Here is a 22,525-nt window from a genome sequence, read left to right as displayed (position 1 = left end):
GCATGGCGGCCGTGACCCCACCCGAGATCGAAGCTTTCGCCACGCGCGAGGCCTTGTACGACGCCGCCGCTTCGGTGGTGGCTTCGGCCCTGACCGAGGCCGTGGCAAAGCGCGGTCAGGCCGGTTTCGCCGCCACCGGCGGCTCGACGCCCGCCCCGGTCTATGATCGGCTGGCGACGATGACGGTTCCCTGGAACAAGATCGTGGTCACCCTGACCGACGAGCGTTTCGTGCCGTCATCCGATTCCAGCAGCAACGAAGGCCTGGTTCGCCGGCATCTGCTGCGAGGGGAGGCGGCCGAGGCCAGCTTCGCACCGCTTTATTTCGACGGTCTGGCTCAGGATCAGGTCGCGGCCAAGGCTGAGGCCGGCGTCGCCGGGGCCCTGCCGTTCGGCGTCGTCCTGCTGGGCGTCGGTCCCGACGGCCACTTCGCGTCGCTGTTCCCCGGCAACCCGAAGCTGGCGGAAGGGCTGGACCCCAAGTCCGAAAGGACGGTGATCGCGGTCCCGCCCGGCCAGCCCGCCCCGGACCTGCCGAGGATCAGCCTGACCTTCCAGGCGTTGATCCAGTCGTCGCTGATCGTCCTGCTGGTCACCGGCGAGGCGAAGAAGGCTCTGCTGGAAGGGCCGGTCGATCCGAGCCTGCCGATCGCCGCCATCCTGAACCAAGACCGTGCCCCGGTCCGCATCCTCTGGGCGGAGTAATCCTATGGCCTTGCATCCTGTCATCGCTGAAGTCACCGCGCGGATCATCGAACGCAGCCGCGAAAGCCGCACCACCTACCTGGCCAATCTCGATGCCGCCGCCGCCGCTCAGCCAGGCCGCGCCAAACTCAGCTGCGCCAACTGGGCCCACGCCTTCGCCGCTTCGCCGGCGGTGGACAAGGTCCGCGCCTTGGACGTCAACGCTCCCAACCTGGGCATCGTCTCGGCCTATAACGACATGCTGTCCGCCCACCAGCCGCTGGAACAGTATCCGGCGCTGATCAAGGAGGCCGCGCGCGAGGTCGGGGCCACCGCCCAGTTCGCCGGCGGCGTGCCGGCCATGTGCGACGGCGTCACCCAGGGCCGTCCAGGCATGGAGCTGTCCCTGTTCTCGCGCGACGTGATCGCCATGGCCACGGGCATCGCCCTGACCCACGACGCGTTCGACGGCGCGCTCTACCTGGGCGTCTGCGACAAGATCGTGCCGGGCCTGCTGATCGGCGCGCTGACCTTCAGCCATCTGCCGGCGATGTTCGTGCCGGCCGGGCCCATGACCTCGGGCCTGCCCAATTCGGAGAAGGCCCGGATCCGCGCCCTCTACGCCGAGGGCAAGGTCGGCCGCGAGGAACTGCTGGCCGCCGAGAGCGCCAGCTATCACGGTCCCGGCACCTGCACCTTCTACGGCACGGCCAACACCAACCAGATGCTGATGGAGCTGATGGGCCTGCACCTGCCGGGCTCGGCCTTCGTCCATCCGAACACCCCGCTGCGCACGGCCCTGGTGAAGGAAGCCGCCAAGCGCGTGGCCGCCATCACCCACAAGGGCAACGACTGGATCCCGGTCGGCCGGATGATCGACGAGAAGGCCGTGGTCAACGGCGTGGTCGGCCTGATGGCCACCGGCGGTTCGACCAACCTGGCCCTGCACCTGGTCGCCATGGCCCATGCGGCCGGCATCATCCTGACCCTGGAAGACCTGGACGACATCTCGAAGAACACGCCGCTGCTGGCCAAGGTCTATCCGAACGGCTCGGCCGACGTGAACCAGTTCCACGCCGCCGGCGGCATCCACTTCGTGGTCCGGGAACTGCTGAAGGCCGGTCTGGCCCACGAGGACGTCCTGACCGTCGTCGGCCCAGGCCTGTCGCGCTACACCCAGGAGCCGGTCCTGATCGACGGCGAGTTGGCCTGGCGCGAGGGCGCCGAGCAGTCGCTGGACCTCAACATCCTGCGCCCGGCGTCGGACCCGTTCAGCCCGGAAGGCGGCCTGCGCCTGCTCACAGGCAACCTCGGTCGCGGGGTGATCAAGGTCTCGGCCGTCAAGCCCGAACACCAGGTGATCACCGCCCCGGCGGCCGTGTTCCAGGAACAGGAAGACTTCATCGCCGCCTTCAAGCGCGGCGAGCTCGACCGCGACGTGGTGGTGGTGGTCCGCTTCCAGGGCCCCTCGGCTAACGGCATGCCCGAGTTGCACAACCTGTCCCCGTCGATCTCTGTGTTGCTGGACCGCGGCTTCAAGGTGGCCCTGGTCACCGACGGCCGGATGTCGGGCGCCTCGGGCAAGACCCCCGCGGCCATCCACCTCACGCCGGAAGCCGCCAAAGGCGGCCCCTTGGCCTATGTCCAGGACGGCGACGTGATCTCCCTGAACGCCCACACGGGCGAACTGAAAATCCTGGTGGACGAGGCGGTTCTGCGCGCCCGCACGCCGGCGAGCGTCCCGGCGTCCAAGCCGGGCTTTGGGCGGGAACTGTTCGGCTGGATGCGGGCGGGGGTCGGCGCGGCCGACCACGGCGGCTCCGTGCTGTTTGCTTAGGATGAAGACGAAGATGAGCGGCTTGAACTCCATCGGGCTTGGCCTGGTCGGCGACATCGGCGGAACCAACGCGCGGTTCGCCTTGGTCGATTTCGACGGCGCCGATCCCCGGCTGATCGAGCCGACCTCGTACAAGGGCGAGGATTACGATCAGGCCGAGGACGCGGTCGAAGCCTATCTGGCGAAGATGGGCCTCAAGCACCCCGACCAGGCGGTGGTGGCTGTCGCCGGGCCGATCGAGCACGGCGCCGTGCACTTCACCAACAGCGACTGGAAGCTGTCCGAAGACGGCCTGCGCCGGGCCGGTGGTTTCCGCACGGCCAAACTGATCAACGACTTCACCGCCCAGGCCCTGGCGGCCCCGCGCCTGACTCCCAAGGACCTGCGCCAGATCGGTCCGCACCAGACCTCGGGCGAGGGCGACCTGGCGATCCTTGGTCCAGGCACCGGCTTCGGCGCGGCGGGCATGGTGCGTCGGCACGGCGTCGAGACGCCCCTGACCACCGAAGGCGGCCACATCGCGTTCGCGCCGTTCGACGAGGTCGAGATCGAGATCCTCCGCATTCTGATGAAACGCTTCGGTCGCTGCTCGATCGAGAGGATCCTGTCGGGCCCCGGCATGGAGGATCTCCATATGGCCTTGGCCGAAGTCGAGGGCCGCAAGGCCGACGAACTGACCGCCAAGCAGATCACCGAGCACGGCTTGACCGGCGACGAATGCTGCAAGGTCACGATCGACCGGTTCTGCGCCATCCTCGGCTCTGCGGCCGGCGACCTGGCCCTGGCGCTGGGCGCGCGGGGCGGCGTGTTCATCGCCGGCGGCATCGCGCCGCGGATCATCGACCTGCTGGAAAAGGGCCAGTTCCGCGAGCGATTCGAGTCGAAGGGCCGGCTCAGCGACTACACGCGCGCCATCCCCACCCATGTGGTGATGAACCCCCACACCGCCCTGATCGGCGCGGCCGTTGCCATGACCCCGGACGGTCGAGCGGCCATTTCGTAGGGCTTTTCGTCCGGAACGGACCCGTTCCGGTCACCCAAGGCGAGTTTTCCACCTGAAGTGGGCTCGCCTTGACAAGGCTGTCATGCCTTTATTGCGTCGCTTGTCGATATTTCCGACGTTTCGCGAGGCCGGTCTTGAGTTCCAAGGTTACGATCCACGAGGTCGCCCGCATGTCGGGCGTATCGATCAAGACCGTTTCGCGGGTGCTGAACCGCGAGCCGAACGTCAAGAACGACACCCGCGTCCGCGTGCAGGAAGCCGTCGCCGCCCTGAACTATCGGCCCAACATCTCGGCCCGCAGCTTGGCGGGCTCGAAGGCCTATCTGATCGGGGTGTTCTTCGACAATCCCAGCCCAGCCTACGTCACCGACGTGCAGCTGGGCGCGATCGCCCGCTGTCGTCAGGAGGGCTACCACCTGATCGTCGAACCGCTGGACTCGACCGGCGACGTGGCGGCCCAGGTGGAGCCTATGCTGCACACCTTGCGAATGGACGGGGTGATCCTGACGCCGCCTGTGTGCGACAACGTCGCCGTGCTGGACGTGCTGGAGGCCGAGGGCGTGCCCTATGTGCGGCTGTCGCCGGACCAGGACCTGGACCGCTCGGCCCACGTGCGCATGGACGACGTGCGCGCCGCCTATGAGATGACCGCCCACCTGATCAGCCTGGGCCACACCGACATCGGCTTCATCAAGGGCCACCCCGAGCACGGCGCCTCGCACCTGCGTTACGAGGGCTATGTGGCGGCGATGAAGGAGCACGGCCACGCTGTGCGTCCGGAGCATGTCGAGCAGGGCTGGTTCTCGTTTCGCTCCGGCTTCGAGGCGGCCGAGCGGCTGTTGAACCGCAGCGATCGGCCCACGGCGATCTTCGCCTCCAATGACGACATGGCCCTGGGCGTGATGGCGGTGGCTAACCGCCTGCGCCTGGAAGTGCCCCAGACCTTGTCGGTGGCCGGCTTTGACGACACGCCCGGCGCCAAGGTCGTCTGGCCGCAGCTGACCACGGTGCGCCAGCCGATCCAGGCCATGGCCGCCGCCGCCGCCGACCTGCTGCTGAGCGGCGCGACCCGCGCGGAGGGCGATGCGCCGCCGCCATCGCGTCTGCTGGACTTCGAGCTGGTGGTCCGTGAGTCCACCGGTCGGATCGGCGGTTAGGCTCGAGTCCTTCGACGCGACCCGAAGTCCGCCTGAGCGTTCAAAGCCCAAGTCCGCCACGCGCCATATTTCTTATGGAGGTGGAAAGGCTTTGGAGTTGACGTTAAGTCAGCGATGGCGAATCCAGGCTCGGACCGTTAGACAACGTTGTCAGGTGCGAAATTCGAGAATGGCGTTCGCCCGAAGCAAATCCTTTCCGCTCTGCGGCATTTCTTGCCGCATTGCAGCATTTTATAGCCTCTCCGGAGCAGGTTCATGATCCGCGCGCGCCGCTCCCGCATTGTCGCCACCATCGGCCCGGCCAGCAACTCGCCGGAGATGATCGTCACGCTCGCCAGGGCTGGGGCGGACGTCTTCCGCCTGAACTTCAGCCACGGCAGTCACGACAACCACGCCGCCGCCTACGAGGCCATCCGCGCGGCTGAGAAGGTCGTCGATCGCCCGCTGGGCATCCTGGCCGACCTGCAAGGCCCCAAGCTGCGCGTGGGCAAGTTCGCCGACGGCCCGGTGACGCTGAAGGCCGGCCAGGCCTTCCGGTTCGATAATGATCCGACGCCGGGCGACGAGACTCGGGTGCACCTGCCGCATCCCGAGATCCTGGTGGCCATGCGGCCGGGCGCGACCCTGCTGCTGGACGACGGCAAGCTGCGGATGACGGTGACCGACGCCGGGCCAGGCTACGCCAACACCACGGTCGTCAACGGCGGCAAGCTGTCGGAACGCAAGGGCGTGGCCGTGCCGGATGTCGTGATTCCGATGTCGCCCCTGACGCCGAAGGATCGCGAGGACCTGGCCTTCGCCCTGCGCCTGGGCGTCGACTGGGTGGCCTTGTCGTTCGTGCAGGCGCCCGAAGACATGGCCGAGCTGCGCCGCATCGTCGAAGGGCGCGCCGCCGTGCTGGCCAAGATCGAAAAGCCGCAGGCCCTGGAAGTCCTCGGCCCGATCCTCGATCTTTGCGACGGGGTGATGGTGGCGCGCGGCGATCTGGGCGTCGAGATGGCGCCGGAAGAAGTGCCGGTCGCCCAGAAGGTCATCCTGCGGGCCGCCCGCGAGCGCGGCATTCCAGTGATCGTCGCCACTCAGATGCTGGAATCCATGACCAGCTCACCGACCCCGACGCGGGCCGAGGCCTCGGACGTCGCCAATGCCGTCTACGAGGGCGCGGACGCGGTCATGCTTTCCGCGGAAAGCGCAGCGGGCGATTATCCCGAGGAAGCCGTGACGATGATGAGCCGCATCATCGAGCGCGTGGAGCGCGACCCGCGCTGGCCCGAGCTGATGCAGGCCGAACAACCGCACGACGACGAGGACGCCGACGTCCTGGTGGTCGCCGCCGCCCAGGCCGCCAAGGCCGGCTCGACCAAGTGCCTGGTGGCCTTCACCACCACCGGCGCCACCGCCCGCCGCCTGGCCCGCGAGCGGCCGCTGCAGCCCGTATTGGCCCTGTCGCCGCGCATCGAGGCCGTGCGGCGCATGTGCCTGGTCTGGGGCGTGGAGGCCCGGGTCAGCGGTCAGCCCGACAGCCTGGAGGTGGTCACCTCGGACGCCGTCGCCAAGGCGGTCGAACTGAATCTGGTGGGCCCTGGCGAGCGCGTTCTGATCGTCGCCGGCACGCCGTTCGGAGCGCCCGGGGCGGCCAATCTGCTGCGCCTGGCTCACGCGCCGTTTCCGACGCGCAAACGGTAGCGGGCCTCAGCCGAAGGGAAGCGGCAGCAGGCGCTCGTAACCCCGCCGCACAGCGGCGTAGCACTCGCAGGTGATGGCCTCCAGGCCGGCGCGATCCAGGATGTCGACGACACCGCGACGATAGCGGATCAAACCCTTGGCCTGCAGCGAACCGGCCACCGCCGTGACGGTGGTGCGCTGGACGCCCAGCATGTCGGCCAGGAATTCCTGGGTCAGGCTGATGGTGTCGCCGTCGATGCGGTCGCGGCAAGACAGCAGCCAGCGACAGAAGCGGGCCTCGACGCCGTGCAGGGCGTTGCAGGCCACCGACTGGATCGCATGACCGAACAGCGCCTCGTTGTGACGGTCGATCAGATGTCGCAGAGTGGGACTGCGGATCCAGGCGTCATGCAGAGCTGAGGCGCTGATCCGCGAGGCGAAGCCGGGGGCCTGGACGATGGCCCGCACCAGCGACTGGCGCGGCGCTACGGCGGCCATCAGACCCAGGGCGCCTTCGCGGCCCACCGGCGCCGACTCGATCGCCGCGCCATTCTCCATCAAGGTCATCAGCGAGATGACACAGTCGTGCGGGAAATAGACGTGCTCGACCTGGTCGCCTGGATCATACAGATGGCGGCCCTTTTCCAGCTCATGATGAGTGAGTTGGGGGGAGATCAGCCCGAAATCCTCGGACGGCAGGGCGGCGAGCAGACGATTTTTCAAGGGTGCGACAGTCCCGTCGAGCGAATCGATCACCGGTATGCGGTAAAGATTCGAAGCTATAGGTTGGAACCCGGGACGGTGCTGTCGAGTAGTCGACACAAATGTAGAACGCTGCACAGCGTTCCGAAATCGCTATTGAATGCGTCGGAAACCCGACATTACAGGAACAGTTCACAACGCCGGCCTGGTGCGCGAACGTGCATCTGCGTGAACTTTCGTTGGCCAAGGCGGATGCGGTGTTTTCTTTCCTTGGAACGACACGTGATGTCTTAGCGGCGCGCCTCGGCCGTCGCCGTCGAGGTCTGGCGCACGGGCCGCTTGGTTTCCCCGCACACTGGCTCATCCCGCGTTCGCCGGGATGAGCCAGTGTGGACTAGAAGCCCGACAGCCTCGCGTAGCGGTCGCGATGGAACGAAGCCGAGCCGAACAAGGCTTCAGCGACGCGCGCGCGCTTCATGTAGAGGCCGGCGTCGTGGGCGTCGGTCATGCCGATGCCGCCGTGCATCTGGACCATCTCGTTGGACGCCAGGTGCAGCACTTCGGACGCCTTGGCCTTGGCCAGCGAGGCCAGCAAGCGGGTGTCCCCGGCCCCTGTAGAAGAATGGGCGTCGGCGGCTTCCAGGGCGGCCTCGACGCAGGAGCGGGTGGTCTCCAGGTCGGTGAACAGCTTGGCCACACGGTGCTGCAGGGCCTGAAAAGTACCAATGAGCTGGCCGAACTGGGTGCGGGTCTTGATGTAGTCGAGCGTGATCTCGAAGGCGGCCGTGGCCGTGCCCAGCATCTCGGCGGCCAGGCCCGCATAGGCGCGGTCCAGCACCAGCTCCAGGATCGCCCAGCCCTGGCCAACCTCGCCCAGCACCGCGTCGGCGCCGACCTCGACCTTGTCGAAGCTGATCTGGGCTGCGCCGCGGCTGTCGATCAGGGCCAGGTGCGTGCGGGTCACGCCCTTGGCGTCGCCGGGTACGAGGAACAGGGTGATCCCGTCGCTGTCGCCGGGCGCGCCCGAGGTGCGGGCGGCGACGATCAACAGGTCGGCGGCCTCGCCGTCGATCACGAACGTCTTGGTCCCGTTCAGGACGAAGCCGTCGCCGACCTTGTCGCCGCGCAGCGCCGTATTCAGCGGCGCGTGATGCGCGCCTTCGTCCACCGCTAGGGTCGCGACGGCTTCTCCCGCCGCGATCTTCGGCAGCCAGGCGGTCTTCTGGGCGTCCGAGCCGCCCAGCACCAGGGCCGAGGCGGCGACCAGGGCGGTGGAGAGCAGGGGGGAAGCCACCAGGTTGCGGCCCGTCTCTTCCAGGATCAGCCCCAGGCCCAGATAGCCGAAGGCCGAGCCGTCGTGGTCCTCGGGCACGACGACGCCGGCCCAGCCCATGGCTCCCATCTCGCTCCAGGTCGCCGGGTCGAAGCTCTGCTTAGAGCCGCTGTCGCGCAGCTTGCGCAGGGCCCCGACGGGCGCGCTGTCCTGCGCCCAGCCTTTGGCGGCGTCGCGCAGCATGGTCTGTTCTTCGGTCAGGACGGCCATGTCAGGCATGCTCCGGATTTTGATGACGGACGGCCCAGTCGAGGGCCTGTTCGAGACGGTCGTTGCCCCAGAAGAGCTCGCCGTCGGCGGTGAGGAAGGAGGGCGCGCCGAACAGGCCGCGCTCCTGGGCCTGGCGGACGTGATCCTTCAGGCGGGTCTTGATGGGATCGGTGGCCGCGGCGGCCAGCACCTCGTCAGGCCCGGCGCCGACCGAGGCGATCAGCGGGGCCAGCACTTCGGGCTTCGAGATGTCCTGGTCGTCGACGAAATTGGCCTGGTAAACCGCGCGGCTGAAAGCCGGGGTCCAGCCGTCGTCCAGCCCGCAGATCGCGACGCGAGCCGCCAGCAGACTGTTACGCGGGAACTGGCTGGGATGGACAAGCGGCAGGCCCTCCATGTCGCAGACCCGCTGCAGGTCACGCCACATGTAGTCGCCCTTGACCGGGAAGGCGTTGAACGGGCTGTCGTTCAGGCCCTGCTGGTCATGAAAGATCGGCCCCAGCAGGAACGGTCGCCACGCCACCGCCACGCCCGCGCGCTGGGCCATCGCCTCGACGCGCATGGCGGCGGGGTAGGAATAGGTCGAGGCGAAGTCGTACCAGAACTCGATCATCGGACTACTGATGGTCCAGCAGCCCGAGCACCCGCTTGGCCACGACGTTGAGGTTGACCTCGCTGGTGCCGCCTTCGATCGAGTTGCCCTTGGCGCGCAGCATGGCGCGCGGCACGGCCAGTTCGTCCTTGTCGAAGCCAGCGCCTTCCCAGCCCAGACCTTGCAGGCCCATGGCCTCGACCAGCAGCTCGGTGCGCTCCTGGTTCATCTTGGCGGCGGCGTACTTGATGATCGACACGGCGGCGCTGGGCCCCGAGCCCTGCTTGGACTCCGTCTCGGCGCGGCGCACGGTCAGCATGAAGGCATGGGCGTCCATGCGGTGATGGGCGATGCGGGCCCGCAAGTCGCCGTCGGCCAGCCTGCCCGAAGCGTCGACCCCGATCTCCTTCTTGGCCACGTCGACCAGGTCCAGTCCGCCGCCGCCGCCGAAGCCCGAGGCCGAAATGTTCTGGCGTTCGTACTGCAGCAGCCGCTTGGCGATGTCCCAGCCGCCGTTGACCTTGCCCACCAGCTGTTCCTTGGGGACCTTCACATTGTCGAAGAAGGTCTCGCAGAACGGCGAGGAGCCGCTGATCAGCTTGATTGGCCGGGCCTCCACGCCCGGCGAGGTCATGTCGAACAGCACGAACGAGATGCCCTCGTGCTTCTTGGTGGTGTCGGTGCGCACCAGGCAGAAGATCCAGTCGGCCTGGTCGGCGTAGCTGGTCCACACCTTCTGGCCGTTGATCAGCCAGTGGTCGCCCTTGTCTTCGCATTTGGTCTGGAGGGAGGCCAGGTCCGAACCGGCGCCCGGCTCGCTATAGCCCTGGCACCAGCGGATTTCGCCGCGCACGATCTGCGGCAGGAAGCGCTGCTTCTGTTCCTCGGTGGCGTATTCCAGCAGCACCGGCCCAAGCATCCATATGCCGAAGCTCATCAGGGCTGGGCGGGCCTTGAGGCGGCGGAGCTCCTGCTCCAGCACCTTGTTCTGAGCCTTGGACAGGCCGCCGCCGCCGTATTCCTTGGGCCACATCGGCGCGGTCCAGCCGCGCTCGGCCATGCGGTCCAGCCACAGCTTGGCGTCGGGGTCCTTCCACTTGAACTTCTTGCCGCCCCAGGGCGCGTCGTCCTCGCCCATCGGGGCGTTCAGCGACGCGGGATAGCTTTGTTCAAGCCAAGCGCGCGTCTCGGCTCGGAAGGTGTCCAGTTCGCCGCCGCCGAAATCCGCCATGGCCGTTCTCCCTAACCGGTTCGCCTTGTCGTTCGCGGCGCTTATCCGCGCCGTTCGGCCGGCAGACTACGCGATGAAACGATGGGGGCAAGTTGATTCAAACACCTGTTCGCCACGCGGCGGGCGCCCGCTGGGGGCGAGCCGCGCTATAGAAGGGCTGGTGACGTGTCCCGCCGGGATTCGCCGATCAGGGGTCTTGATGTCCGCGCCGCAACTGAGGCCAGCCTTCCTTGCCGTCGCGCCGACGCTGTCGGCCATCCTGGCGGCCTGCGCCGGGATCCTGCTGCTGGCCTCGGGCGCGACGCCGTCCGAGCCGACCCGCTTCGCGATCTGGGTGGCTGTCGCGCCCGGCCCGCTGATCGAGATCAGCCACTTCGTCTCGTCTATCCTGGGCCTGGTCCTGATCCTGCTGGCCTTCGGCCTGCGCGCGCGCCTGGACGCGGCCTGGTGGGCGGCGCTGTTCACCCTGGCCGGCGGGGCCGTCCTGGCGCTGTTCAAGGGCTTGAACTGGGAAGAGACCGTCATCCTGGCGGCCATCCTGCTGGCCATGCTGCCGTTCCACGAAGCCTTCCCGCGCAAAGCGGCCCTGTCGCGGATGGAGATCACGCCTGGCTGGCTGTTGTCGGCGGCGGCGGCCCTGGTTGGAGTGGCCCTGTGCGGCTGGTGGACCTTCGCCCACACCGAATATGCCGACCAATCTGTGATGAAGACGATCGGGGACCGCGAAGTGGCCCGGGCCATCCGCTCGTCGGCCGCCGCCGCCATCGTGCTGATGGCCATCGGCGTGTGGCGGCTGATCGCGACGCCGGCCACCCCGCCGGTGGTCGACGACACCGATCCGGAGTTCGATCGCGTCCGCGCCATCCTGGCCAAGGCCGAAAACGCCGAACCGTCCTCGAACCTGGCCCTGCTGGGCGACAAGCGCTTCCTGTTCTCGGCCTCGGGCGAGAGCTTCCTGATGTTCGGCGTGCGCGGCCGCTCGTGGATCGCCATGGGTCCGCCGATCGGGCGCGACGACGAGCGCATGGAGCTGTTCTGGCGGTTCCGCGAACTGGCCGACGCGCATGCCGCCCGCGCCGGCTTCTACGCCCTGGGCCCCGCCGACCTGCCCGACAGCGTCGACCTGGGTTTGGCCATCCAGAAGACCGGCGAGAGCGCCGCGGTGCCGCTGGAGGCCTTCTCCCTGGCCGGCCGCCGCCGCGAGGTGCTGCGCCGCAACTGGCGCAAGGCCGGGGAGGGCGGGGCGGCCTTCGAGGTGCTGCCGGCCGAGCAGGTTCACACGGTCATGCCGCAGCTGAAGGCGATCTCCGACGCCTGGCTGGCCCACCATGCCGGCGGCGAGAAGGGCTTCTCGATGGGCGGCTTCGACGAGCGCTACGTGGCCGAGTTCCCGGTCGCCCTGGTGCGGGTCGAGGACCAGATCGTCGCCTTCGCCACCCTGTGGACCACCGCGGGCAAGGTCTCGTTCTCGATGGACCTGATGCGCTATTCGGACGACGCGCCCAAGAACGTCATGGACTACCTGTTCGTCGAGCTCTTGGGCTGGGGCAAGGAGCAAGGCTACCAGGCGTTCGAGTTCGGGGTGGCTCCGCTGGCCGGCTTGGAAGACCGTCCGCTGGCCCCGATCATGTCGCGCGTGGGCCGACTGCTCTATGAGCGTGGCGAGGAAATATACAATTTCCAGGGCGTGCGACGGTACAAGGACAAGTACGATCCGGTCTGGCAGCCGCGTTACATTGCCGCGCCTCACAAGTGGACGATCCCATTTCTGCTCGCCGATATCGGCCTGTTGTCGTCCGGCGGCGTCTCCGGCCTGACGAAAAGGCCGCGACCTAGTAGCGCGGGTCGCCCGTCTTCATCCCCAGAAGATTGAGGATATGAGCCGCCAGAAGCAGGGTCGCCAGGGCGCCGGCCACCATCAGCGGACGCCACGGCATCATGCGCGGACCCTTTAAAACATTGATCGGACGGGCTCCGCGCCAGCCGCAGAACACGGTGAACAGCAGGGCGATGACGGCGCTGACGATGGTCGTAGAAAGGTCCATTCGCCTCTCATGGCCTGCGACAATCGGCCATGCAAATCGTTAACACGCGTTAACCACGTGCAGCCGAATCTTAGGTACACACGTTGAGAAGGTGTGCCTGTTAACCATCCACAGTTAATCTTGGCCGTAACTATATGTAGCGGTTGAGGTCGCGTTTACACGCTAGGAATCGGTGACTAGCGTTGGTTCCCAGGTGCATAGGGAACGATTCGGATGACGGCCGCTGCGCCATGGAGCGTTAAGGGGATCGACCCCAAGGCACGTGAGGTCGCCAAAGACCTCGCGCGTCGCTCCGGCATGACGCTCGGTGAGTGGCTCAACCGCATGATCATCGAGGGTGAGGGTTTCGACGCCTCCTCTCTCGAAGCCTTCGGCCAACCCAATCGTCCTTCCCTGGCGGTCAACAACGACCGCACCAACCCTTCCTATTACGAAACCGCCCGTGGCGGCGCGCTGTCGCGCATCGAAGCCCGCGAACATCCCGCCGACGAGGTCGGCCGCGTGGCTGTCGCCCTGGACCGCCTGACCGACCGCATCGAGGCGGCCGAGAAGCGTTCGGCCCAGGCCATCACCGGCATCGACGAGTCCGTGCGCGACGCTCTCCAGCGTCTCGTCGCCGCCGAGCGCGAGCAGGTCGCCGTGGCGGCCCGCTTCGAGGGCGCGGTGGGCGAGATCAAGACCGACCAGAACCGCGCCGCCGAACGCTTGCGCCGTATCGAGGCCGAAGCCGCCGGCCCGCGCTCGGCCGAGGCGCTGCGAGCGCTTGAAGGCGCCTTGGGCAAGGTCGCCGGCCACCTCTACGAAGGCGAAGCCCGCACACGGGAGACCATCGCCCATCTGGAACAGCGGCTGGACAGCCAGGCGGGCGTCGCGGGCGGCGATCCGTCGGCTCTGGTCGAAGAGGTCGTGGCCCGCCTGGGTCAGCGTCTGGAAGCGGCCGAGGCCCGCACCGCCGAAGCCCTGCATGCCTTGAACGCCTCGTTCAGCGCCCTGGACGGCCGTCTGCAGACCGTCGAAAACGGCGCGCCGGGCGAAGGCGTCCAGAAGCGCCTGGACGACCTGACCGGCAGCCTGACCGAACGCATGGAGGCCGCCCGCCTGGAAATGGCCGCCAAGCTGCGCGAATCCGCCGACGGCCGCTTCGACCGCATGGAGCACAAGCTGGGCGAGATGACCGCCCACGTGCAGGCCGCCGAGCAGCGCTCTGCCCAGGCCATCGAGCGCATGGGTCACGAGGTGGTCAGCATGGCTGACGCCCTGAACCGCCGCGTCCAGACCTCCGAAGCCCGCAACGCCGCCGCCATCGAACAGGTCGCCTCCAGCATCGACCAGAAGCTGAACCGCGCCGACAGCGTCCAGGCCCAGGCCCTCGAGAAGCTCGGTACGGAAATCGCTCGGATCACCGAGAAGCTGGCAGAGCGGATCGGCGCCGCCGAACGCCGCAACGCCCTGGCCATTGACGACGTCGGCGACCAGGTCACCCGTGTCACCGATCGCCTGAACCAGCGTCACGAGCGCACGTCCCAGGAGTTGGTCGACCGCATCCGCCAGAGCGAGGAGCGCACGGCGCGCCTGCTGGAGGAAGCCCGCGAAAAGATCGACGCCACATTGGGCGAGGCGCAACGCCGCCTGGCCGAACAGGCCGCCGTCGCGGCCGCGCCGCCCGAAAATCCCGTCTCGGCGTCGTTCGACGACGATGAGCACGCTTCGCCGGACGGCGAGACCGTTCTCGATGATGTTTTCGATCAGCCGGCCGCCGCCATTCCCGCCCGTAACGTCGCCTCGACCGCGTTCGAGGCTCAGGTGTTCGACTCCACAGCCTTCCCCTCCAGCGGGCCGTCCGCCCTCGAGTTCGACGAAGAGGATTTCGAGGCCGCCGACGGCTTCACCTCGGCCTTGGAACCGGAAACGGCGTTCGAGCTGGAAGCCGAAGACGCCAGCGATTTCTCGACTCCGCAGTTCGGCGTCCCCGAGTTCGCCGCCGCCGAGTTCGCCTCGGCTGAGTTCTCCGCCCCGCAAGAACCGTCCGCGCCGCCGCGCCCGCTGTCGACGCGCGAAGTCATCGAGCAGGCCCGGGCCGCCGCCCGCCAGGCGGCTCTGACCGGCGACGCCAAGGGCAAGGAAAAGATCAAAAAGGCCGGCGCCTCGCTGTTCGCCGGTTTCGGCGCCAAGGGCTCGGAGAAGAAGGCCAAGAAGGGCGGCATGAAGACCGCGCTGATGGTCTCGGCCGTCGCCGCCTTCACCTGCGCCGGCGCCGCCGGCGTCGTCATCAGTTCGCTCCACCCCACGGGCCCGCTCCCCGAGCGCGTGGCCCAAGGCGTGTCCGGCAAGTCGACGGGCGAGATCCGCACCGCCGAGATCGACGCCAATCTCGCCGGCGCCCGAGCCGCCGTGGCGCTTGCCTCTCCGACGTCCGTTGAGGCGATCCCGGCCGCGCCCGCCGCCGTTCAACCCGGCGAGAACGCCCAGCTTCTCTACGACGAGGGCGTACGCCGCATCGAGGCCAAGGACCGCACGGGTCTGGAAAGCCTGCGCAAGGCCGCCAATCTGGGCTTGCCGCGCGCCCAATTCTACCTAGCCAAGCTGTACGAAGCCGGCGAGGGCGGGGTGAGGAAAGATCTCGCCGAAGCCCGTCGCTGGACCGAGCGCGCCGCCACGGCCGGCGAAGCCCGCGCCATGCACAACCTGGCCCTCTACTACTACAAGGGCGACGGCGGCGAGCGGAACTCGACCAAGGCCGCGAGCTGGTTCCGCAAGGCGTCGGACCTGGGTCTGGTCGACAGCCAGTTCAATCTCGCCCAGCTCTATGAAGGCGGTTGGGGCGTCAGCCAGAACCCCACCGAGGCCTACAAGTGGTACCTGATCGCGGCGCGGTCGGGCGACACCGCTTCGCGCGCCCGGGCCATGGCCCTGCGCGCCCAACTGACCACTGAAGGTCAGCGGATCGCCGAGCGTTCGGCCAGCGCCTTCCGCTCGCAGGCCGCTGAACCCGTTCAGGCCGTCGCCTCGGCCGTCGCGCCCAGCGCGGGCCTGGCCACCGCCCAGCGCGCCCTGTCCAAGCTGGGCTACTATCAAGGCCCGCAGGACGGCGTCACCTCGCCGGCCCTGCAGATGGCCATCGCCGCCTATCAACGCGACCAGAATCTCCAGACCTCCGGGGCGCTTGACGGCGAAACCCTCAGCCATTTGTCGACCTGGGCTCGCTGAGTCCGGTCGGTTATTTCGTCCCCAAAGCCAAGTTCTGAAAGCCTTTGCGGTCGAACACCCACCCCGCCTTGTCCACAAGCCGCGGCCCGTTGCCGAATATCGTCCGTGGACCTATGGGCCGACCTCGGTAATAGTCGCCCCTTCCGGGGGGAAGGGCGCGCGTCGGAGCTCGCGCTCTAAGGAGTAGACATGGCGTTTGAAGCAGCAGCGGCCGATCATCCGCAAGATCGCGTGCCGGTTCCCCCGGCCGTATGGGTTTGCGGCCTGGCCACTCTGATACCCTTCGTCATCTGCTCGGTCCTGTTCTGCTACGGCCCGATCGACCTGCGTCAGGTCGCGCTGATCAGCCTGCTGGCCTATTCAAGCGCCATGATGTCTTACCTGGGCGGCGTGCGTTGCGGCCTCGAGATCGAACGCGCCAACCCCCGCTGGCTCACCCTGGGCCTGTCGCTTCTGTTCCCCCTGGCCGGTTTCGGCCTGTTGCTGGGCGGTCTGAAGTTCGAGCCGGCCTGGCAGCTTTCGGGCTTCCTGCTGGTCTTCATCCTGCAATGGCTGTGGGACGTGACCAACCATGACGGACCCGCCTGGCGCCCACGCCTGCGCACCCTGCTGACGTCCGGCGCGGCCATCTCCCTGGCCTTCGCCCTGGAGCAAGCCCTCCACCTCTAGGATCGACTACTGCGTGGTGGCCACCGTTTCGGTCGCAGCCGCGTTCACCGCCCCGGTCGTGGCGACATCGGCCACCGGCGCGGCGACCACGACCACCGGGGCCGCCTTGGCCTTCGGAGCGTCGACCACCGGGACGACCTCGGCTTTCGGCGCATTGATCAGCGGCGTTTCCTCGTTCAGCGGGTCCGAAACGCAGGCCACCGCCACCTGCTTGCTGAGCTTTTCTTCCTTGCCGCCCTGCTGCATGCCCAAAGCTGCCGAGGCCACGGTGCCGGCGAACGGCACGACGGCGTTGCCGCCCATGCTGAGCGCCTTGTTGAGCAGGCCGGGCTTCTCGTAGTCGATCGCCTTGGCGCGCAGCGCCTTACAAGCTTCGGTGTCGTATTTCGGGTCCTTGGCGTCGAGCTTGGCCACGGTCTTTACCGGGGCTTCGCCGGCCATGGCGGCCAGCGGCGCCGACAGGGCCAGAACAGCGCCGACGCCGATCAGGATCGGTCGCATAACGGTTCTCCATTTCCAATGTCCCGGGGATCAAACGCCCGGACGCGAAGGGTGATCCGTCCGATTGCGGCCTAGTCCGGGCGCAGCGACTTCCAACCGACCGCGTGCACGCGCCGAGGACCCAGGGCGGCGGCAAGGGGCGGGCCGCCGAACAGTGGCGCGAACGCCTGGTCCAGGATGTTCAGCCCGCCCGTGAAGGCCCCGAAGGCCGGCAGGATCAACCGCGCGCCGTCGGTGACGAAGCAGCGCCGTCGGATGGTGGCCCGGCCGCTGGTCACCTTGGCGGCCGGATGCAGGTGGCCGGCCACCTCGCCAGGCTGGGCGCCGGGCAGGGGCTCGTGGCGGAAGGTCAGGCCGGCGATCCTCGCCTCGTCGACGACGTCGCCGGGCAGGGCGCGGGGGCCGTCCGCGTCGTGATTGCCCACCGCCCAGACCAGTTGCCGGCCCAGGGCCAGGGCGGCGATGCGGGCCCGGTCATCGCCCGGCAGCCGATCCTCGCCGGCCCCGTCGTGGAAGCTGTCGCCCAGGAAGACCAGGGTCGCGGGCGACAGCGACGCCAATTCCCGCTCCAGCCGGTCCAGGGTCTCGCGCGTGTCGTAGGGCGGCAGCATCTGGCCAAAGCGGGCGGCGTAGCTGCTGCCCTTCTCGAAGTGCAGATCGGCCACGACCATCGTGCGCTCCGCTTCGAGCCATAGGGCTCCGGAGTGGCGCAGCACGGCGGGCGCGCCCGCGATCTGGATCCGCAGGCCGCCGCAATCGCCGATTTGGAACGCCAGACTGGTCACGTCGCCCACACCCTCACAAAAAGCCGCTCACTAAGCCATCGCCTCGGCGATCAGGTCTTCCTCGGCCTCGGCCAGGATCATTTCCCCGGCCGCGTCGCCCGGCGCGCGTTCACGGCCGATCTCCAGCATGATCGGCACGGCGAACGGCGAAACGTGATCCAGCGCCGCATGGCGAATCCGGCCGCCGCCGATCCGCGCCAGCAGGTCGCCCAGCCGCGCCACGTCCAGCGACCCTGTCGCCGCGTCCGCGCGGGCGCAGCGCAGCAGCAGGTGGTCGGGCTGGTGGCGGCGCAGGACATCGTAGATCAAGTCGGTCGAGAAGGTCACCTGACGGCCCGACTTCTCCTGACCCGGATGGCGGCGCTCGATCAGGCCGGAAATCAGGGCGCAGGCCTTGAAGGCCCGCTTCATCAGGAAGCTCTCGTCCAGCCAGGCCTCCAGGTCGTCGCCCAGCATGTCCTGGGCGAACAGCTCGTCCAGGTCGAGCCCGTCCATCGGCTTCAGCGACCAGATGGCGACCGCGTAGTCGTTGGCCACGAAACCCAGCGGGCCGACGCCCAGCCGATCCAGCCGCCGGGTCAACAGCATGGCCAGGGTGGTGTGGGCCAGGCGGCCCTCGAAGGGATAGCAGACCAGATGGAACCGTTTGCCGTGCGGGAAGGTCTCCAGCAGCATCTCGTCCTGCTCGGGCATGATCGAGCGGACCTTCTGGTAGTTCAGCCATTCCTGGACGTCAGGGGGCAGGGCGGGCCACTCCCGCTCGTCGTGCATCATCGCCCGCACGCGCCCGGCCAGATAGGTCGACAGCGGGAACTTCGACCCGCCCCAGCTGGGCATCATCGGGTCCTTGTCCGGGGCGGGGGTGACGAAGGCGTCGGCCCCGACCAGGCTGTTGAACCGCCAGACCTGGCCGGCGAAGACGAAGGTGTCGCCGGGCTTCATCGCCTCGAAGAAGCCTTCCTCGGCTTCGCCGACCTTACGCCCGCCCATCGGTCGCTTTCCACCGCCGATCCGCACATTGATCATGGCCGGCGAGACGATGGCCCCGATGTTCATCCGGTGGGCCAGCACGGCCTGGGCGTTTCGGGCCCGCCACAGCCCGTCCTGGCCGGGCACGATGCGGCGGAACTTGTCGTAGGTGCGAAGCGCGTAGCCGCCGGTCGAGACGAAGTCGACGACGGTCTCGAAGTCCTCCCACGACAGGTCGGCATAGGGGCCGGACGTGCGGATCTCGTCATAGAGGTCGGTCAGGGCGAAGGGTTCGGAACACGCGCAGCCCATGATGTGCTGGGCCAGGGTGTCCAGCGTGCCGGTGCGGGCCGGCTCGCCGTCCAGGTGGCCGCCCAGGATGGCGTCGGCGGCGGCGCGGCACTCCAGATATTCGAAGCGGTTGGCCGGGGCCAGGATGGCGCGCGAGGGCTCGTCCAGGCGGTGGTTGGCGCGGCCGATCCGCTGGACCATCCGCGAAGCGCCCTTCGGCGCGGCCAATTGGATCACCAGGTCCACGTCGCCCCAGTCGATGCCCATGTCCAGGGTCGAGGTGCAAACCACGGCCCGGATCTCGCCGCGCGCCATGGCGGCCTCGACCTTGCGCCGCTGCTCGGCCGCCAAGCTGCCGTGGTGCAGGGCGATGGCCAGGCCGTCATCGTTCAGTTTCCACAGCTCCTGGAAGGCGAACTCAGCCTGAAAGCGGGTGTTGACGAAGACCAGGGCGGTCTTGGCGCCTTTGATGATCTCGTAGATCTCGGCCATGGCGTGCTGGGCCGTGTGCCCGGCCCACGGCACCTTGCCGCCGGACACCAGCACCTCGACGATCGGCTGCGCGCCGCCGGAACCCAGGACGAGATCAACGGAATGAAGGTCCTCCCCCTGTGGGGGAGGTGTCGATGGAAGATCGACGGAGGGGAGAGGGGGTGGCTCATCAAGACTCCCCCCACCAACGCTTCGCGTCGCCTCCCCCACAGGGAGAGGGCTCGGACGGTTCCAGCCCAGCCACCGCCGCAACAGGTCCGGATCGTCCACCGTCGCCGACAAACCGACCCGCCGCAGGTTCGGGGCGAACACCTGCAGCCGCGCCAGGCCCAGCGACAGCAGGTCGCCGCGCTTGGACGGCCAGAGAGCGTGGGCCTCGTCGATGATCACGCACGACAGGTCGGCGAAATAGCCCCGGGCGCCCTCCCAGGCGCAGAACAGGGCCAGCTGTTCGGGGGTGGTCAGCAGGATGTCGGGCGGCCGCAGGCGCTGGCGCTGCTTGCGGGCCTCGCCGGTGTCGCCGGTGCGGCTTTCAGCGACGATGTTCAGGCCCATCTCGCGGATCGGCGTGGCCAGGTTGCGCTCGATATCGACCGCCAGGGCCTTGAGCGGCGAGATGTAGAGGGTGTGCACGCCGGCCGGGGTGTTGCGTGGCGGACGTTCGGCCAGTTCGATCAGGCTGGGCAGGAAACCCGCCAGGGTCTTGCCCCCGCCGGTGGGGGCGATCAGCAGGGCGTCGCGGCCCTGTCGGCCCTTCTCGATCATGGCCAACTGATGCGGCCGCGGCGCCCACCCGCGCGAGGCGAACCACTCTTGAAAGCGTGCAGGAAGGGCGGTCGCCGCGAGCATTGCCCAGGCCTATAGCATGTTCCCGTTCCGTTTCCATGCGGCTACCTGCCGCTTTCCGGTCTTTTGACAAGAATGATACGCGAGTCCATCCGTGGTTTCAGACCGTTGGGGGCGTGCGACGATGGGATGGATGGCGAAGAGCGGCCTGGCGGGCTTGGCCGTGGCGGCGATGCTGGCGACGGGCGCCCCGGTCTGGGCGGCGCCCGCAGGGCGCGACGAGCCCGCCCGCACCGAACTGCTGCGTCGCGCCCAGGCCGGCGACGTCAGCGCCTATGACCTGCTCGCTGACAGCTATCTGAACGCCAAGGGCGACCAGCGCGACGTCGACGCCGCGGTGCGCTGGCTCAACGTCGGAGTCAGGGCCGGCGACACCGACTGCATGATCGCCTTGGGCAACCTCTATTTCGCGGGCGAGGACCTGGACCAGGACGAGGCCAAGGCCCTGTCGCTGTACAAGGCCGCCGCCGCCAACGGCGACGCCCTGGGCGCCTACAACGCCGGCCTGGTCTACGAGGTCAGCTCTGACGACCTGACCCAGGCCCTGGGCTGGTACTGGCGCGCGGCCGCCGGCGGCGACGAGGGCGGCATGTACAAGCTGGCCCTGGCCTATCAGCTGGGCCGCGGCGTGCCCGCCAATGAGACTCAGGCCGTGGCCTGGATGCGCGAGGCGGCCGCCGCCGGCTCGGTCGACGCGATCAATGACCTGGGTTCGTACTATCTGCAGGGGTATGGCGTGCCGGTCGACGAGGGACAGGCCCTGACGCTCTACGCGGACGCGGCGCAGCAGGGCTCGGCGGTGGCCATGGCCAATGTCGCGGCCGCCTTTCGCAACGGCGAGGGGGTCGAGGTCGATCTGGAAAAGGCCCTGCGCCTCTTCGCCCTGTCGGCCAGCGCCGGCAACCTGGCGGCCTATTACGACCTGGGCCAGATGTACGAGGACGGCGAAGGTGTGAAAGCCAGCCGCGCCAAGGCTGTGCAGCTGTACCGGATGGCGGCCGAGAGCGACGACGCTGAAGTGGCCGAGATGGCCGAGGACGCCGTCGAGCGCCTTGAGGGCGGGTCGTCGGAAACCCCGATCGCCTGAACCTTCTAGGGCAGCAGGCTGTAGGTCACGCTCACCCGCGCCGCGCGCGTGATCGTCGGCGGCGTCATGGCCAGGGGCGCCGCAAGCTTGGCGGCGGAAATCACGATGTCCTCCCGGGCCTCGTAGGCGGGCGGTGGCGCTGGCGGTGGCGGCATCGGGAGAGGGCTGTTCACGCTGGTCTGCGAGTCCTGGATGCGCAAGATCGAACCCAGCGTGCGCCCGGATGCGTCTGCGATCAGCTGGGCCTGGCGCCTGGCGTCGGCGACCGCCAACCGCATGGCCTTGTCCTCCAGCGGCTGAGTGTCGGTCAAACCGCCATTGCTGACGTTGACGTCGGCGGCGCCAAGTTGGGCCGCCAGCGAGGCGACGTCGCCGACCTGCTTGGCCGGCGTGACCTTCACCTGAACGTTTGTGGTGGCGATGCTGCCGATCACCGCGCATTCGCCGGTGCTGAGATTGGGCGCGCCATAGTTGACCGTGCACGCCTTGGGGCGGACTTCCCGGATGGAGAGCGTGCCGTCGCGCGTCTCCAGCGCGGGCTTGCCCGGCAGAGCCCTGAAGCTGGCGTCCAGCTTGCGGTGGGTAGTGGTCAGGGCCGTGACCGCCTCGGGCGAGGTAGGACCTTCGCCGCGCAGGTTGAACGACAGCCAGGCGAACTCCGCCGGGGTCTCAGCGCGACCGTCGCCGATCACCGTGATCGTCGGCTTGGTCGGGTCCAGAGTTTGGGCCAAGAGCGGCGAGGGAGCGATCCCGAGCAGGCTGACGAGGACGAGGAGGCGCATCGATTTGTCCATTTGAGGTTGTAACCATGGCAGAGCCTTGGGCTCTCGCCAAGCTGTGGATTGTTCCCGTTCCGTTTCTGCCGCCGATCCGCTAAAAGGGCGCGTGACCGCACAGATTCCCGCCCTCGATCTTGCCCCCGCCCTGGTGGTTCTGCCCGGCCCGCGCGCCGGCGTGGCCGACGGCTCGGGCGAGGGGCGCGTCCTGCGCACGCCCGACGCGCGCGATCTGTTTGAATACGGGCCGGTGCTGGTCGCCCATGCCTCGATGACCGCCAAGCGGCTGAACCTGCAGACCCCGGCCCGGGCGCGCGGGATCTTTGACGTGCTGGAGCTCTATGCCTTCACCCGTCCCGCCACCTTCTGCGCGCCGTCGGCCGTGGGCCTGGCCACGGCCCTGGGTCTGCCCGAGCCCAAGGGCGCGGCGGCCCAGGCCCAGAC

18 protein-coding genes and 1 pseudogene are annotated in these 22,525 nt (G+C 68.3%); 10 read left to right on the top strand and 9 right to left on the bottom strand.

The features are described 5' to 3' along the window. Positions 1-2: 2 nt before the first annotated feature. From pgl to pyk, 5 genes are all read left to right on the top strand, one after another. Entirely contained in the window at positions 3-704 is a 702-nt protein-coding gene (pgl, locus tag WAL33_RS12265; RefSeq protein WP_422181805.1) for a 6-phosphogluconolactonase, read from the top strand. Positions 705-708: 4 nt separating this feature from the next. Beyond that, positions 709-2,520, top strand: a complete 1,812-nt coding sequence (gene edd / locus WAL33_RS12260) for a phosphogluconate dehydratase (protein ID WP_422181803.1) — start codon at positions 709-711, stop codon at positions 2,518-2,520. A gap of 13 nt (positions 2,521-2,533) precedes the next feature. Continuing rightward, positions 2,534-3,523, top strand: a complete 990-nt coding sequence (gene glk, locus WAL33_RS12255) for a glucokinase (protein WP_422181801.1) — start codon at positions 2,534-2,536, stop codon at positions 3,521-3,523. A gap of 134 nt (positions 3,524-3,657) precedes the next feature. Further along, on the top strand, positions 3,658-4,680 hold the full coding sequence (locus tag WAL33_RS12250; protein ID WP_422181799.1) for a LacI family DNA-binding transcriptional regulator: 1,023 nt from the start codon (positions 3,658-3,660) through the stop codon (positions 4,678-4,680). A gap of 255 nt (positions 4,681-4,935) precedes the next feature. After that, positions 4,936-6,366 (top strand): pyruvate kinase, encoded by a 1,431-nt coding sequence (gene pyk, locus WAL33_RS12245; RefSeq protein WP_422181797.1) that lies wholly within the window; start codon positions 4,936-4,938, stop codon positions 6,364-6,366. Between the two features lie 6 nt (positions 6,367-6,372). Here the strand turns inward: pyk and WAL33_RS12240 are convergent, their stop codons facing one another. From WAL33_RS12240 to WAL33_RS12225, 4 genes are all read right to left on the bottom strand, one after another. Continuing rightward, positions 6,373-7,068, bottom strand: a complete 696-nt coding sequence (locus WAL33_RS12240) for a Crp/Fnr family transcriptional regulator (protein ID WP_422181795.1) — start codon at positions 7,066-7,068, stop codon at positions 6,373-6,375. Between the two features lie 373 nt (positions 7,069-7,441). After that, positions 7,442-8,590: an acyl-CoA dehydrogenase family protein gene (locus WAL33_RS12235; protein WP_422181793.1), complete on the bottom strand. Its 1,149-nt coding sequence runs from the start codon at positions 8,588-8,590 to the stop codon at positions 7,442-7,444. 1 nt (position 8,591) lies between these two features. Further along, positions 8,592-9,203: a 2-hydroxychromene-2-carboxylate isomerase gene (locus tag WAL33_RS12230; protein WP_422181791.1), complete on the bottom strand. Its 612-nt coding sequence runs from the start codon at positions 9,201-9,203 to the stop codon at positions 8,592-8,594. A 4-nt stretch (positions 9,204-9,207) separates the two neighbouring features. Further along, on the bottom strand, positions 9,208-10,413 hold the full coding sequence (locus WAL33_RS12225) for an acyl-CoA dehydrogenase family protein (RefSeq protein WP_422181789.1): 1,206 nt from the start codon (positions 10,411-10,413) through the stop codon (positions 9,208-9,210). Positions 10,414-10,612: 199 nt separating this feature from the next. Between WAL33_RS12225 and WAL33_RS12220 the strand changes: the two genes are divergently transcribed. Next, a complete protein-coding gene (locus WAL33_RS12220) occupies positions 10,613-12,286 on the top strand; it encodes a phosphatidylglycerol lysyltransferase domain-containing protein (protein ID WP_422181787.1) in 1,674 nt (557 codons plus the stop codon). Here the strand turns inward: WAL33_RS12220 and WAL33_RS12215 are convergent. Next, entirely contained in the window at positions 12,246-12,458 is a 213-nt protein-coding gene (locus tag WAL33_RS12215) for a hypothetical protein (RefSeq protein WP_422181785.1), read from the bottom strand. The two genes, WAL33_RS12220 and WAL33_RS12215, sit on opposite strands and share 41 nt — an antisense overlap. 213 nt (positions 12,459-12,671) lie before the next feature. Between WAL33_RS12215 and WAL33_RS12210 the strand changes: the two genes are divergently transcribed. Beyond that, positions 12,672-15,665, top strand: a complete 2,994-nt coding sequence (locus WAL33_RS12210; RefSeq protein ID WP_422181783.1) for a peptidoglycan-binding protein — start codon at positions 12,672-12,674, stop codon at positions 15,663-15,665. A gap of 189 nt (positions 15,666-15,854) precedes the next feature. Then, the gene (locus WAL33_RS12205) at positions 15,855-16,334 is read left to right on the top strand and encodes a DUF3429 domain-containing protein (RefSeq protein ID WP_422181781.1); all 480 of its coding nucleotides are present in this window, start codon (positions 15,855-15,857) and stop codon (positions 16,332-16,334) included. Positions 16,335-16,340: 6 nt separating this feature from the next. Here the strand turns inward: WAL33_RS12205 and WAL33_RS12200 are convergent, their stop codons facing one another. The 3 genes from WAL33_RS12200 to WAL33_RS12190 form a co-directional block, all read right to left on the bottom strand. Further along, complete coding sequence (locus WAL33_RS12200) at positions 16,341-16,835, bottom strand: hypothetical protein (RefSeq protein WP_422181779.1); 495 nt, start codon at positions 16,833-16,835, stop codon at positions 16,341-16,343. Positions 16,836-16,906: 71 nt separating this feature from the next. Then, positions 16,907-17,611: a ligase-associated DNA damage response endonuclease PdeM gene (pdeM, locus tag WAL33_RS12195; protein WP_422181867.1), complete on the bottom strand. Its 705-nt coding sequence runs from the start codon at positions 17,609-17,611 to the stop codon at positions 16,907-16,909. Between the two features lie 39 nt (positions 17,612-17,650). Then, positions 17,651-20,221, bottom strand: a complete 2,571-nt coding sequence (locus WAL33_RS12190; protein ID WP_422181777.1) for a ligase-associated DNA damage response DEXH box helicase — start codon at positions 20,219-20,221, stop codon at positions 17,651-17,653. 130 nt (positions 20,222-20,351) lie between these two features. Here WAL33_RS12190 and WAL33_RS12185 point away from each other — a divergent pair, with 130 nt between their 5' ends. Continuing rightward, positions 20,352-21,305, top strand: a complete 954-nt coding sequence (locus WAL33_RS12185) for a tetratricopeptide repeat protein (protein WP_422181775.1) — start codon at positions 20,352-20,354, stop codon at positions 21,303-21,305. Positions 21,306-21,310: 5 nt separating this feature from the next. On the opposite strand, the gene WAL33_RS12180 is transcribed toward WAL33_RS12185, so the two are convergent. Further along, positions 21,311-22,087, bottom strand: coding sequence for an SIMPL domain-containing protein (locus WAL33_RS12180; protein ID WP_422181773.1), 777 nt, complete (start codon positions 22,085-22,087; stop codon positions 21,311-21,313). Positions 22,088-22,190: 103 nt separating this feature from the next. On the opposite strand from WAL33_RS12180, the pseudogene WAL33_RS12175 reads away from it, so the two are divergent. Continuing rightward, positions 22,191-22,525 (top strand): annotated as a pseudogene (locus tag WAL33_RS12175) (ATP-dependent DNA helicase); the annotation flags it as partial.

The sequence above is a fragment of the Caulobacter sp. genome (assembly GCF_049283275.1).
Taxonomy (GTDB): Bacteria; Pseudomonadota; Alphaproteobacteria; order Caulobacterales; family Caulobacteraceae; genus Caulobacter.
Note: the sequence above shows the minus strand (reverse complement) of the source record. Positions and strands in the feature narration are given on the sequence as shown.